Raw genomic sequence first — 13,566 nt, forward strand, 5'->3', positions numbered from 1 at the left:
GCGATCGCCGGCCACGCGCCTTTGCTGCCGACTGCTGCCGGGGGGCCTTTCTCGTATTGGTGTTCACAACGTCATTTGTGCAGTTCAACGGGATCTCTTGTCTAGTTGGGGGCGTGCCTGGGACAACTTCCATATAGAGGAGGCGGGGCACTGTAGAGGGTGGGTCTGACAATGCGTCCGCGGCTGATGCGGCGGGAATGGCGCGAAGATTCGGCTACCGCTCGGTACCGAGCAGACATGTCATGCGCTGCAGGAAGGGTGCGCCAAGATTCGTCCATGAGTCTCACCTCGTCCCTCAAGGACCCGATGTCGACGATGTCGCGGTTCCTCGCTGAGCACCTGCCAGACGCCGATGGCCCGTTGTCCGACTACCGCAGGCGTCTGGCCCGCTATCCGGCACCGCTGGGCCCTGCTGCTGGGGCGGGGCGGCGACCGGAGTACCGCATGCTGGGACACACGATCGACCACCGGTTGCGGATTAGCCTTGGAGCGCCCACCGGTCAGCCGATCAAAGAAGGCGTCGTACGGGCGGTCATTGACGACGACGGCTGGCCGGACCCTGACGTCATCAGCACGGTGCAGGCAGCGGGGGCGGCACTGCTGAAAGAACTGGACCAGTACAAAAGCAGCGACGGCCAGCCGTTGGCGCTCGACTTCGAGACGGAAGAGCGTCTGGTGCGGCTGTGCCACGTCGCCTCGAGCTTTGAAGCGATCTTTCGCCATGCCGGATGGGTCCGCGGCAACAGCCTGGGCTCTAGCCGGCCCGGAGCAACGCTGAACGAAATCGTCGATGCCGTGCCAGCCTACGTCGTCGACGATATTCGCCAGCAGATGGCGTTGGCCGCACGTCCCGGGCCCTTCGACAGCCTACGGCAGCTGCCCGCCGCACAGCGCGTCTGCGGGCCTGTCTTCGACGGCAGCCTCCATGTGGGAGGAGCCGACGCTGACTTCATCCTCCGCGGCCAGTTGATCGACTGCAAAGCCACCATCCGCCCCGAGCAGATGGGCCGCGCTGAGCTCTACCAGCTGGCCGGCTATCTTCTGCTGGACTACAGCGACAGCTATTCCATCGAATCCGTGGGGCTGTATCTGTCCCGCCAGGGTGCTCTCATCGACTGGAGCGTGGCGGACTTCCTTGGCTTCATGAGCGCACGGCTCGAGCTGCCCGACCTGCGCGCCGCCTGCCAGTACGCACTGACTGATGGCACGGCTGGCACTCCCCCACCGCCGGAGGGCCAACGCCGCCTCCTCCCCCGCCCGCGCAACGCGCCCCCGGTCCAGGACACGCTCTTTGGCGAGCTGTCCTGATCCACGGCGCCTACGCCAGTGGACGCTCCGGCAGCCGGTAAGCGCAAAAGGGCGCCGGACGGAATGGCTCTTGCCTGCCTCCCCTGAACGCTCACGCCAACGACCACTACACAACAGGATCTGCTGATCCGACCCCTCAGATACTCACGTGGGAGTCCTACCCGCGTTCCAGGCGACGGTAGCGCTCCTGTCGCGGTGACGGTGCTGAAGCCGATCTGCTTCCTCTTCTTGTAGCTACGCGTGCCTTCTTGTGTGCGCGCAGCGTGTGAACCACGGATCGCCGTTGTGGACCCCGACCTGTTCCTCCACGGCGCGTGTCCAGACGCCTGTCTTGCCTTTCAAGTGGTGTCTTCCCTCCTGATCTCCTTGCATATATGAGAGTTTTCCATGATCCATCCCTCTTCCGCAGTACACCCGCAGACTGATCCCCCGGCACCACTGAGCGCTGACCGTCGCTTCGCTGATCCGGCGTACATGACGGCACGGTTCGTGGACCCTTCTGGAATCGAGCATGAGGTGCCCTGGCTGGAAGCTGCCGGGGAGCGTGCGCTGGAGGAATGTCTGCCAGTACAGCAGTTCCCGGTGTTCAAGGGCCGCCGTGTAGCGCCGGGTTGGTGGTGGTCGTCGACTGACCGACGTCTGGTGCACTATGGGTTCAAGGCCATGCGCACGCAGGTCATGATGCTGGATCACAACCCGAGGGTGGTGGCCCTGGCCTGTCGGCCGGTGGAGCTGTTGTGGCATGGGCGGGACGGAAAGATCATCTCGCACGCACCGCACCTGATGGCGCGTCTGGCGAACGGCAGTGGGCTTCTGGTTGATTGTGCAGGCCCATCGGGGGCGGGGCGGCGGTTGGCCCGGCGAGCTGTGCATGTCGAGGCCGCGGCCACTGCAGCAGGCTGGCACTACCAGTTGGTCGGGCCACCGCCGTCTGTGGTGGAGGCCAATGTGCGCTGGCTGGCCGGCTACCGGCATCCGCGTTGTGCGGGGAGCCGGTTGCCGGAGGTGGCCGCATGCTTCCGCAGCCCGCTGCCTCTCGTGGAGGGCGTGCGGCTGCTGGGGGATCCGATCGCGGTGTGGCCGGCGGTGTTCCACGCTCTGTGGGCCGGCGTGCTGAGTGCGCCGATGGAGCGCGCGCTGCACGAACGGACCGTCGCGGTGACATGCGCGGAGGACGGGCGGTGAGCCGGCCGATGCTCGACGTCGGTGGTGCGGTACTGCACCTGGGCCGGGAGTGGACGGTGGCCGGGATCGAGGGAGCCATGGCGTCCGGAGCGCGGATCTGGCTGGCCGACAAGGACGGGGGCGGCTCCTTGGCGGTCTTCGCTCTGGCCGAGTTACTCAAAGACCCTGGCTTCGAACCAGTGGCCGGCCCACGCCTGCGGGTGCCGCAAATCGGCTTGCTGTCGACGGTGCCCGAGGATCAGCAACGGCGTGCGCTCATTCTTGAGCGGCACGTCCGCGAGGTGGAGACCGGATGCCCGGCGCCAGGCGGCAAGGGTCCAGTGAAGCCTCAGTACGATCCCGCATCCACGACGCTGGCTCAGCGTGAGCAGGCGAAGGCCGACGAACTAGCAGCGCAGGGCTGGCCGCGCGTGAGCCGGGCGACGGTGCGCAGATGGCGGGCTCGCTACCACGCGGATGGGGTGTGGGGGCTGGTCGTCAAGCGGCGCGGCGCGACACAACTGGACCGGGCCGATCCCCGGGTAGTCGAGGCGCTGCGTGCGCTGTTGCCAGAGGAGGCATTGCGTTCCCGCTCGCGGGGGTGGAAGAAACGGATGCGGCGGGAGACGCAGTGGTGGCTGGATGCGCAGCATGGCGAGCGAACGGTCGAGGTGCCCGCCAAGTCCACGTTCAACAAGCTCCTCGACGCCGTGGAAGCCTCCCTCGGGCTGCAGGGGACGGTGGCGCAACGGCGTGCCCGCGCCGCGCGTCCGGCGCCGCCGTTCAAGCCGACGCTGGCGCTACGGCCCGGGGAGATCGTGATGCTAGACAGCTCGCCGCTGGATGTGCTGGTGGTCCTGGACGATGGGGTGGTGGGGCGACTGGAGCTGACCACTGCCGTGGATGTGGCCATGCGTGGACTGTGGGGGGTGCTGCGACCGGCTGGGAGCAAGCTGACGGATGTGGCGGTGCTGCTGGCGCAGATGATGACGCCGACGGTGATGCGCCCGGGTTGGGACGCGGCGCTATCGATGGCCGCATCGGTGGTGCCGCACGCGCGGCTGATCGCCGTGGATGAGCGGCTGAAGGATGCGGCGGCGCGGCCGGTGATCGTGCCCGAGACGATCGTGGTCGACCAGGGCAAGGTGTTCATCTCCCCCGCAACACGGGCCGCATGCGAGAGCCTAGGGATCTCGCTGCAGCCGGTGCCTCCGGCAAATGGACCGGCCAAGGGCCATGTGGAGAGGGGCTTCGGCTCGATCAGCACTGATTTCTGTCAGTGGCTGCCTGGTTTTACCGGTTCGCACGTGGGTGAGCGCGGCTCACGCGTCGAGCAGGAGCGGCTGTGGACCGTGTCCGAGCTCCAGGCGCTGTGGGACGAGTTCCTCGTGCACTGGCACCACCGCCCGCACGAAGGCCTGCGCCATCCGCTGATGCCGAAGAAGGCACTCACGCCCAACCAGATGTGGGCCGCACTGCTTCCGGTGGCGGGCTACGTGCCGGTGCCGCTGTCGACGGATGACTTCGTAGAATTGCTGCCAGTGCGCTGGCAACCGATCACGGACGCCGGAATCCGGTTCGACTACCGCACTTACGACGATGTCTGCCTCAACGGCCACCGGGGACACGCCTCTGGGGTGCGGTCGCGTAACGGGCTGTGGGAGGTACACCACAACCCCTATGACCCCGTGCGGATCTGGGTCCGGCTGCCGGAGGGGTTTCGTGAGGTGCCATGGATCCATGTCACCTCGGTCGGCCTGCCATTTACCCACCACGTCTGGGAACACCTCTGCAAGGTGACTGAACGTACCGGTTCGCGCGAGGAGCAGGAGGCCGCACTGGCCTTGGCCCTGGATGGCTTCCTCAAACGGGCCGCTCGCAAGGAGAAGCTGTCCGCCGCGGAGCGGAGGGTGGTAGCGAAGTCCCGTGCCTCGGGTGCGGTGCCGGTGCCTGCAAGTGAGCTCAATGTGCTGGACATGCCCGCCCCGTCGTTCGGGCTGGCCGGCGTGTACGCCGTACCCGACCTTGACGACGACACCGTGCCCGACGCATACGACGGCGGGGACGAGAGCGAAGACATTTTCGGCTCCCCTGACGAGGAGTTGGAGGCCGGCCGGTCCAGTGGCGGCTGGCACGTCCTGGGTGACACGGAAACGGAGGAGGATCCGTGGCTGCCGTAACCGCCACCGCAAACGAAGGCTTCTTCGACGATGAGGTTGCTCCCGGTGCGGTCACCAACTGCCTCCTCTGGCAAGCCGAAGTATCCCGCCCGCGCGTCCCCGCACCCCCGGTAGGCGATCCATCCTGGAACCGCAAGCGGCTGCTGGACTACCACTCCGAGTTCGTCATCCTCAAGACCCCGTTCATGGAACAGGCGCTGACCCAGCTCAGGCTAACGCTGCTGGTGAACAACCGGCAGCGGGGCACCGCCCGGCGTGGCCTGATCGTGTCCGGGCCTCCCGGAGCGGGAAAGTCGACCACCCTCGCGGAACTGGGCCGGTCCTTCGAACTGAGCGAACGACGCCGCCTCGGGGGCCGGGAAGGCTACATGCCCGTGGCGTTCGCTTCCATCCCGCCCACCTGCACGCCCAAGAGCCTGGTACAGGTCCTGGCCCGGTTCGCCGGTATCCCCGTCCACGAGCGGATGACCGAGAACGCCATCACCAACGCCGTGTGCCACGTGCTGTGCGAGCGGCGCACCCGGTTGGTTTTCCTCGACGACGTCCATCTCCTCAACACCCGCACCCGGCCTGGGGCTGACACCTCCGACCAGGTCAAAACCCTTGCGGAACGGGTACCCGCAACGTTCGTGCTGGCCGGTGTCGATGTGGAGCACTCACCGCTGCTAGCTGGCCCGCGCGGTGCTCAGCTCGCCGCCCGCTGCAAGATCCTGCGCACTCCCCCGCTGCTCAACGGCACCCCCGCGCAGAAGGCGGCGTGGCGGGAGCTTCTGCAGGCAATGGACGGGGCGCTGCGGCTGGCCCGGCACCGGCCCGGAACGCTGGTCCGTCATGCCGACTACATCCATCTGCTCACCGGCGGTGTGATGTCCAGTCTCTCCCTTCTGGTGCGGGAGGTCGCGATCCGCTCCATCGTGGACGAAAGCTACGCGGTCACGAAGAAGTTGTTGTCGCAGGTGGTGCTCGATGTCCAGGCCACGAACGCTGCACGTGTCACGCGCAGGCAGCGCCGGGGCGGGCTAGGCACTTAACGCGGTGCTGCGGCTTCGGTGCCGCACCACCGTGGGCTGCTCGTGTTCAAGAACCCCGACTGCGGCCCCGGCTTCGGGGCTCTCATTCCTGTTTGCCGTAAAGGACCATGCCCGTGCAATCCCTCTATCCAGCGCCTGTGCCTGCTCGCCTTACACCTGTCGCGCAGGAGCTGACCGGTTCCTGGATTCGCAGGATGACCGCCGAATTCGGCCTGTCGGCACAGGACTTGCTGCGGGCAGTCCTGGGCGGTCCGCACGGTGTTCACGTGACGGGCACACCGAAAACCGGACTGGAACTGTTCCTCAACGTACCCGCACAGGCAGCTCTGGCCCAGTTCACCGGCACGCCCCTGTCCCGGCTCACCCCTCTGCTACCCAGCCTTGCCGTTTGCCACAGCCGTCTGGAAGATGCCCCGCTCCGGCGGGCCGCCTGGTACACGCCGGGCACGGCGTGGGTGGCGGCCTGCCCACCATGTACTGGACGGGCATGGCTGGCGGGGTCCGGCGTGCTGGTGTACCCGGGAGCTGCCGGGCATATCTGCCGTCGCCACCGGCGCTGGCTTCTCGCGCGCGCCGGGAAACCAGCGGGCATAGCACTGCAGAGCCTGCCTGAAGTCCTTGCGGCTCACCGGCGTCATGTCGCTCTCGTACGGAGGCATCCGCGCGGCGGGGACGTAGTGGCCTTCGCCGCGTCGGTGGTGTGGTCGTGGCAGGTGCAGCGGTGGAAATCGGAGACCATCTGGCAGGACCGGGTGCGCCGACTCGTCGCGGTCACGGGGTGCCCGCCGGCGGCCATCGTGCCTCATGCGCTGCTGGCCTATCCGGAAACGATTGCCGTCGCCCGGCTGCTCGGGGACAGCCGCTGGCAGCGTCACCTGCGCGGGAGCTTCGCCACCGGGGGCGCTGCCGCCGCCGAGAGGCTGTTCCTCCAGGAGGTTGGCTTCCGCATCGGCAGACCGTGGCTCGCGGACTGGCTGGGTGCCTATAGCCGTGCCCGTGGCCGCGAGGCCGCACGAGTGGATCCGCTTCGGCAGTGGCTACTCACCGTGGCAGACGGCATCAGCGATGACCGCTTATGGATGGTGGAGCAGGCTGTGGCACGGCCCGCCGAGTACAACGACCGCGCCGCTCTCCTCAGTGACGGTCGTACTCGCGCCCTGTCGAAGCAGGCCAGAGCAGCTTTCTTGACCAGCGGGTGGGAACCCCTTCCCCCGCGACGACCAGGGAGAGCACCGTACCTGTGACGTCCCCTGGATCACTGCGGATCCCCCCGCGCTACCAGTTCGCCGCGTGTCGCGCAGTATCGCCGGCCGTGAACCACCGCAGGCAGCTCTTCCCCCTGCGCTCCCCGGCCCTTTCCTCAACATGTGCAAGGAGAGACACCTCATGCCGCTGATCAGCCCCGAATACGCGGGCCAGTTACTGAAGGAACTGACGCAAGGCTGCCCCGTTCCTGCAGCCCCTGCAGAAATGGCCCGCTACGCTTTCCAGACCAGTGACCACGTGCTCATCGGAGATGTCGCCGTCCGCGGCTATAAGCACAAGAACCGGTGGCGGCTGGACGAACGGGACATCCGCAAAGCCGGCGAACAGCTGGCCTCGCTCGCGATCGATCATGACGATCTGGTCGACGCCCGTCCCCTACCCACCGACCGCGGACGCACGTGGCGTTTGCAGATCATGAACTGGTTCGACCAAGCCGCCTACGAGGACCAAACCGCCAACGGCTGCCACTGCGAAGGCCAACAACCATGCGACCGCACCCGGCCGAACCAACACGGACTGGGGTGCGGGGCAACCTGGGAACAAGTCGAAGCACGCTACGGCCAGCAGAGCATCGCCTCCACCCGTCCGCTGCCGCTACTGACGTGGTCCGGAGCAAGCTGGATGGTCCCGCGTGCCTACGCCGCACTTCTCGACCGGGCGGAGCAAATCGCCGCCCAGTTCGCCGAAAAGGCGGCCCGCTGCAGCCGGTGCGGCGCCCAAGGAGACATCTGGGAATGGCGCTCCTCCAGCACCGCTGGCTACACCACCCTGTGTCCTTCATGCACCAGCGCCGCTGCCCGCCGGTACAAAGGCCATCTGCGGGGAAGGCAGTACAAGTCACTTCCGAAGAAGTCACAACTGGATGCATTTCTGTGCGTCTTGTGTCCCAGCCCGCGGCAGGCCATGTACTGGGATCACTGCCACGAGCACGGATTCGTCCGCGGTCCGGTGTGCGCCAGCTGCAACACGTACGAAGGTGGCGGCTACCGGTTCATCAACCGCCCGGGCGCGCCACGACACCTCTTGCAGTGCGACGGCTGCCGTCGTGAACGGACGGTGCCGCCGCGGCACCAACCCGATGTCGTGCGCCGCACATTCGTGTTCGACCCTCACGACTCATGTACGCAGCCGCCTGACCATGCGTGGGGTGCGGTAGAGGGAGACGGGGCGATCCGCTTCCGTCTCCAGTGCTGGCACCACACGTCCCCCTACCGGTGGGAGCAGGTGGTGCCTGCTCCCCAAGTTGGCCTTCTGGTCAGTGAGTTCGTGGAAAAGGCTCTGGCATCCGAGAGCGATACTCCTGACCAGGAATCTACCTGACGTCTGTCACTGCCGGTCTTCTGCTCCTCTGATTCTTACGCTTCCCCGGCCGGGCGGCTGTCCCGCGCCGGGGGTCTCCGAGCAGAGCCGATGCCGCTTTACATACCGGCCACGCACAGTGCCGTCTTAACCGGCCAGTCTCCCAGCTCGCCGGGTTACGACAGCGCGCGCCGCAGTGGCGCTGGCAGGCCGTAGCAGCCAGAAAGCAAGAGCGAATTGGGCGAAAATCGATGCTGTGGAGGCGGTTCTGCGGGTGACACCCCTCCCAGGGGAAACGATGTGGTCTTTTCTGCACCGGGTGGCGTCCGCTTACCGGCTGCAGGTGACCGACCTGACGGCGTGGTGGCAGTGGGCAAGTCCCATGCATCAAAGGAGTGGGGTGCGTCCCGACGGTGAGGTGCTCCTCGACACAGTGGCGCAGGGGCAGTTGGCCGGCTGGTGCCGTGTGCCAGCCGGCGATCTCACGCGGGCGTTGCCGTCCTGGACGGCAGGTCCGCTGGAGCTGGCTGGCCGTGGCGGAGACGGGCGGGGGTGGGCGAGGTGGCGGTCGAGGGCTTCGCCGTGGGGACCGGTGGTGTTCGGCTGCAGGCTGTGCGCGGCTCGGCGTGGCAGCGGTGGGGCGCCGGTCTGGGCGTACCGGCCACGTTGGCGACGGCTGTGTGCGCGGCATGGCCGGTGGCTGCTGGAGGTGGGCGAAGGACATCTGGTGGAGTTCGTTGACGCCGGGGATCTGGCGATGGAGTTGATCCGGGCGCAGCGTCAGTGGGTCCGGGTGGAGCAGATAGGACAGGCGGCTGACGCGACGCCCCGTGAGATGTTCGGGCTGGCTCGTGCGGTGGTGTGCGGGTGGTGGGATCGGAAGGAGTTCTGGGAGCGGGAGGCGATATGGGGGCCGCGTCTGGAGCGTCTGACGGCCGCTACGCGCCGGTGGTGTCCGGATACGGCGGGCTGGGGCGTTGAGCAGTGGCGTCTGCTGGTACGGGACGTGGTGATGTTCCCGGAGATTGTCGCGGTAGCGGAAACCCTGGTGGACCCGCGGATGCAGCAGTTGGCCGCTGAGAACGGTTCGGGTGCTCTGGTGCGCGGCCGGGGTAGCGGTGAACGGTTTGCTGCCGCCTTGGGTAAGCAGCTGGGACGGGAATGGCTGGTTGAGCTGGAAGCGGACGACCATGGCGGTCCGTTGGCGTCCTGGGCTCGCGCGGTGGTCCGTGAGCAGGGCAGCCCAGCGGGGGCGCCGGTGCGGCAGGGGCGATTTGGGCGGTGGTGGGTGCACAACGCGCACCGACCGGTGGAAGTAGGAATAGGTCTGCGACGGCTGGCAGACCCTCTGAGCGCAGGTCCCGGCGCACGTGGAGGTTCGGGTGCGGCAGGAGCTGGCGAACCGGCGGCGCGGAGAAACTCGCGGGCAGAGGTGAGGGTGCCGCGGCGGGCCGGGCAAGGCCGAGGCTTGGAGCAGCGGCATGCACAGTTGTTTGCCGAAGGCCTCGAGCAGGCTCGTCTTCATGTGGAGCGGTTCGGGCATCTGGCCGTCGCGCACACTGATGGGCGGGTGCAGGAGGGGTTTGATCTGGGACGGTGGCTGGCCAACCGCCGTGCGCATGCGGCGTCGCTGACCATGGAACAAACGGAGCAGCTTCGGTGCCTGGATGCCTGGTGGAACCCTCCCTGGCCCCTCGACTGGCAGCGCGCCTGGCATCGGGCGCGCATCCACGTACACGAGCAGGGGCCGGTACACGGCGGCGACAACCTGATGGGGCTGCCGTGCTGGCTTCAGCGGTGGCTGCGCCACCAGATCACCCACTACGAACAACTGCACGACGGCCAGCAGATGCTCCTGGCCGAGCTTGGTCTGACTACGAGCGAGGTAGAACGGTTCCACGCCTGGCCCGGACGGCGGCGTCCGACCGCCGACGGCCTGACTGTCGCCCGTGCCTACGCCGCCCGCCACGGCCACCTCGCCGTGTCCCAACCCCTCATCGTGGACGGCTTCGCTCTGGGCACCTGGCTCAACAGACAGCGTCAACGCCAGCGCAGCCTCGGCCGGCCCACCCGGCTGGGCCACCATCTGACGGCCCTCGACGCATGGTGGAACCCGCCCTGGCCGGTGGCCTGGCAGCGCATGTGGTGGGCCTGCGCACCGAATGATCAGCACGCCGCCGCCTGGCTGCGCGAGCAGAGCGCGCGACGACCGCTGCTGCAGCCACGGCAGCAGTCTCTAGTCGATGAACTGGTGTCGCTCCGAGATAGCGTCATAGCTGGCGCGGACCCTGCGGGTGCCCGGTTCCCGCCGAGCAAACCGACCAGCCCAGCAAACCTTTGTTGATTTCACCCCCGGTGATCAGGATGCGATTGCCGCCTATGCGTCCGCCCCGCGAGTGTCCCCGGAGGGATACATCCGCCGGACGGCAGCCGAGCGGGTCCTGTCAGCGGCGTTTCGCACGGTCGGTATCGATCCGCGCGAAGTCTTCGGGCCTTTCGTTCATGAGCAGTCCACCGCGATCCACCAGTGGTGCTACAACGAGGTGAAGATCGTTTCCGGCGGGATCGTCCTCCCCGTCATGCCATCGCGCGACCGCCCGTCCCGCACCCGCCACCAGGTCAGCGAGTTGGAGGGAGGGGTGATCCACCGAGCGGCCGCGGACCAGACGCTGGAGGTGTTGTTCCTCGATGAGGCCGTGGACGACGCCCACGGCCGTGGCTCCGCGTTCCAGGACGGCGAGTTTGTCGTCGGTCAGCAGCCGTTGATCGTCGGCGAGGACCTGGAGCTTCCCGCCGTAGCGTATCGACGCGTGGAGAATGACCGTGGGCACTGCGGTGACGAGGGCGTCTGTGGTGTCGTCGAGCAGGCCGTGTTCTCCGGTAGGTGTGGCTTGAGCCGGACGCTCACGGGCGAACGCCTCGGCTTCCGAGCGGGCCTTGCGCAGCATGTCCAGGACCTGTGCTGCCTTCTTCGCCTGGGGGGCCTTGCGGCGGCGCGCGTAGGCGTAGGACTCCTGAAGAACGGTGCAGAGGTCGTCGACTGTGACGTGGCCACCCGTGCGGTTCTTCTTGGAGAAGAATCCCACGGCGGTGGCGATGAGCCGGTCGAAGCCGTCACGGCCTAGTGCTCGCGGCCCTTCGGTGGCCAGGTCCAGAGCGAACTGCCGGCCCACGCCGTTGCTGACGATGTCATGGCCCAGGGAGTTGAACCGCTCCTCGAGCAGTAGATTGACGAGTATGGCCGCGACAAAGTAGGGCTTGTCGATCACGTACACCGAAGCGCGGTCGTGCAGGGGGCCGCCGGGTGACAGCAGTTCGCCCAGGAGACGGCGACGGTCGGCTCTCTCACTGAACATCTTCTGGAACTTGACCTCTGGCGCGGACTTCTGGATCCGTGCCTCCTCACGCAGCAAGTCCACGATCGCGGCGGCTTCGGTGTCGTCGATGGCCACCGAGCCCAGGACCATGTAGCGGCCACCGCGGTGGAGTTGATCGCCGTCATAACCGGACTCGTCGAGGGCGATCCAGCGGCCGCTGCCAGTGCGGTCGTCGGTGGGCTCCTGGCGGTTCCGGCGGCTGAAGTGCGCTCCGGACAGTCCTGTGCCGACGTTCGGGGTGTGGTCACGTTCGATCATGCCGACATGCTCCGTGCACGGGTTCCCGTGGACAAGCAGGCCGTCGCGGCCTTCCGACTTGACCGGCCACCGGCGCCGCCGCGGGACAGGCGGTGCGGTTTCATCATCAGCCGGGAGTTGGTGGCCAGGCTGTCGGGAGGGCGTGTTCTTCGCCGCTTCCGGTCCAGCGGCCTGTGATGAGCCAGAGTTCGTAGTGCAGGAGCCAGGCCGAGGTCCACGGCAGGATGGTCTGGGAGAGGAACATGTGATCGTTCCACTCCCTTGGCAGGTACAGGCACAGGTCACCGTTGGCGTAGACGTGCGGAAGGTGTGTGGCGTCTGGGTGCAGTGCCAGTGGCGGGTCGGTGACGCGCACGCGGGGGTTGCTGCGGTGGCGGTAGGTGATCTTGACCGTGTAGCGCCTGCTGACCGGGGTGGGTTGCAGGACGAAGATGCACACGAGTTCACCGCCTCGCAGTGTCGCTTCGGCTGTGGGGATGGCCGCTTGGACGGCGGCCATCTGCCGGGCGAGGTTAATCGCGCGGGTCGGTGTGCTGGCCATGGAAGGTCTGGGGGCGCCGACGGGGGCCGACGCTAGTGGTAGAGAGCAGTCCCGTGGTGCTCATCCGCTGCTGGGTCGCTGTGTTCTTCATGCGGTTCGCGTAGCGGGTGAAGGAGTGCTGGAGGGGGCCGGGGTCGAAGGATTTGGTGAGGTGGGAGTACAAGGTGTCCAGGCCCTCGGAGTGCATCAGAGACAGATTGTCCATGGTCTCTGTGAGCTCGCCGAACCACGTCCTGAAGGCCTGGCGCCGCTCAGGGTATTCGTTCCACTTGTCGGTGAAGTTCTCACCTTTGTGGGCGGGGTTGGCGACCCACCATTGGCCGTTGCGCCGTTCGATGAGGTCGGGGATGGAGGCGAGGACATTGCGCAGGGCGGTGAACAGGTCGTCCTCCCCGCGGTAGGCGCGGCCGGCGAGGGTGGTGAGGAGGATGGACGGCGGACGGTTGTCGGTGTCGTCACCGAAGTAGGTCATGCAGTGCCACTTCAAGACCTGCACGAGGCGCTGAAGAGTGCTGCGGATGTGCCAGACGGGCACGTCCGCGATGCTGGCGCGCTTCTCGAGAAGGGCGTGTGAGAGTTCGGAGCGGGTGCTGAACCAGTCCGCGTAGCCGATCGGGTTGCCGTGCTGCCACTTGTGCAGGTTCTTGTCCGTCAGGAGGATGCCGTGGGGCTGGTGATCGTCGTCCGGGATGGCGGGCAGGACGTCGAGGTGGAAGCCGGTGTATCCCAGGGTCCAGCACCGGCGGCGGGGTTCCAGGCTGGCGGGGCCATCGCTGTGGCCCTGCCGCTGTTTCCAGGACCGGTACGCGATGAGCTGGTCGCCCACTCGCTTCTTGAGATCGTCCTGAGTGGTGCTGGTCTTGTACAGGGGGATGCGGCAGACGAGATCGATGTCGTACTCGCCGGTGGGTGTCTGGGGGCGGACGACGGTCCCCAGGAGGAAGGAGCCCTGTGAGTAGATCATGTAGTCCGGGCTCTCGTGCAGGCCGAGCCAGGTGCCGACGTCCTTGTAACGGCGAACGGCGGTGTCGTAGAGGTCCGGGGAGACGTCAAGGGTTTCCACGGCGCCGTCGAGCAGCATGGACAGCATGTCTTCGAGGGAGTCCGTGGCGGCCTCCCCTACTGGATGGAGCGTGTTCACG

At 67.1% G+C, this 13,566-nt stretch carries 10 protein-coding genes; 7 read left to right on the forward strand and 3 right to left on the reverse strand.

Annotated elements, in window-relative coordinates; genetic code table 11:
* The first annotated feature begins 276 nt into the window (after window positions 1-276).
* The 7 genes from ACIP5W_RS10770 (at window position 277) to ACIP5W_RS10800 (ending at window position 10,592) form a co-directional block, all read left to right on the forward strand.
* Entirely contained in the window at window positions 277-1,308 is a 1,032-nt protein-coding gene (locus ACIP5W_RS10770) for a hypothetical protein (RefSeq protein WP_401469907.1), read from the forward strand.
* Between the two features lie 387 nt (window positions 1,309-1,695).
* The gene (locus tag ACIP5W_RS10775) at window positions 1,696-2,493 is read left to right on the forward strand and encodes a TnsA-like heteromeric transposase endonuclease subunit (RefSeq protein ID WP_401469910.1); all 798 of its coding nucleotides are present in this window, start codon (window positions 1,696-1,698) and stop codon (window positions 2,491-2,493) included.
* Window positions 2,490-4,652, forward strand: a complete 2,163-nt coding sequence (locus ACIP5W_RS10780) for a transposase (protein ID WP_401469913.1) — start codon at window positions 2,490-2,492, stop codon at window positions 4,650-4,652. Before ACIP5W_RS10775 ends, ACIP5W_RS10780 begins: the two co-directional genes overlap by 4 nt.
* On the forward strand, window positions 4,640-5,683 hold the full coding sequence (locus tag ACIP5W_RS10785) for an AAA family ATPase (RefSeq protein ID WP_401469916.1): 1,044 nt from the start codon (window positions 4,640-4,642) through the stop codon (window positions 5,681-5,683). Before ACIP5W_RS10780 ends, ACIP5W_RS10785 begins: the two co-directional genes overlap by 13 nt.
* A 107-nt stretch (window positions 5,684-5,790) precedes the next feature.
* Entirely contained in the window at window positions 5,791-6,927 is a 1,137-nt protein-coding gene (locus ACIP5W_RS10790; protein ID WP_401469919.1) for a TniQ family protein, read from the forward strand.
* Window positions 6,928-7,069: 142 nt separating this feature from the next.
* Window positions 7,070-8,269 carry an endonuclease domain-containing protein gene (locus ACIP5W_RS10795; RefSeq protein WP_401469922.1) on the forward strand — a complete coding sequence of 400 codons (1,200 nt, stop codon included), beginning with the start codon at window positions 7,070-7,072 and terminating at the stop codon, window positions 8,267-8,269.
* 706 nt (window positions 8,270-8,975) lie between these two features.
* Window positions 8,976-10,592 carry a helicase associated domain-containing protein gene (locus ACIP5W_RS10800; RefSeq protein ID WP_401469924.1) on the forward strand — a complete coding sequence of 539 codons (1,617 nt, stop codon included), beginning with the start codon at window positions 8,976-8,978 and terminating at the stop codon, window positions 10,590-10,592.
* Between the two features lie 100 nt (window positions 10,593-10,692).
* On the opposite strand, the gene ACIP5W_RS10805 is transcribed toward ACIP5W_RS10800, so the two are convergent.
* The 3 genes from ACIP5W_RS10805 to ACIP5W_RS10815 all read right to left on the reverse strand — a co-directional run bounded on the left by ACIP5W_RS10805 (window position 10,693) and on the right by ACIP5W_RS10815 (window position 13,565).
* Window positions 10,693-11,883 carry a DUF3800 domain-containing protein gene (locus ACIP5W_RS10805; RefSeq protein ID WP_401469927.1) on the reverse strand — a complete coding sequence of 397 codons (1,191 nt, stop codon included), beginning with the start codon at window positions 11,881-11,883 and terminating at the stop codon, window positions 10,693-10,695.
* Window positions 11,884-11,989: 106 nt separating this feature from the next.
* Window positions 11,990-12,382, reverse strand: coding sequence for a hypothetical protein (locus tag ACIP5W_RS10810; RefSeq protein ID WP_401469930.1), 393 nt, complete (start codon window positions 12,380-12,382; stop codon window positions 11,990-11,992).
* Window positions 12,383-12,395: 13 nt separating this feature from the next.
* Entirely contained in the window at window positions 12,396-13,565 is a 1,170-nt protein-coding gene (locus ACIP5W_RS10815; protein ID WP_401469933.1) for a nucleotidyltransferase, read from the reverse strand.
* Window position 13,566 lies beyond the last annotated feature (1 nt).

It is taken from the genome of Streptomyces sp. NPDC088766 (assembly GCF_044750845.1).
In the GTDB taxonomy this organism is placed as follows: Bacteria; Actinomycetota; Actinomycetes; order Streptomycetales; family Streptomycetaceae; genus Streptomyces.

What these genes read in the sequence shown, in the direction of transcription:
- ACIP5W_RS10810 (WP_401469930.1), bottom strand. Translation starts at nt 12,382, where the DNA reads ATGGCCGCCGTCCAAGCGGCCATCCCCACAGCCGAAGCGACACTGCGA.
- ACIP5W_RS10790 (WP_401469919.1), top strand. Translation starts at nt 5,791, where the DNA reads ATGCCCGTGCAATCCCTCTATCCAGCGCCTGTGCCTGCTCGCCTTACA.
- ACIP5W_RS10805 (WP_401469927.1), bottom strand. Translation starts at nt 11,883, where the DNA reads ATGATCGAACGTGACCACACCCCGAACGTCGGCACAGGACTGTCCGGA.
- ACIP5W_RS10795 (WP_401469922.1), top strand. Translation starts at nt 7,070, where the DNA reads ATGCCGCTGATCAGCCCCGAATACGCGGGCCAGTTACTGAAGGAACTG.
- ACIP5W_RS10770 (WP_401469907.1), top strand. Translation starts at nt 277, where the DNA reads ATGAGTCTCACCTCGTCCCTCAAGGACCCGATGTCGACGATGTCGCGG.
- ACIP5W_RS10775 (WP_401469910.1), top strand. Translation starts at nt 1,696, where the DNA reads ATGATCCATCCCTCTTCCGCAGTACACCCGCAGACTGATCCCCCGGCA.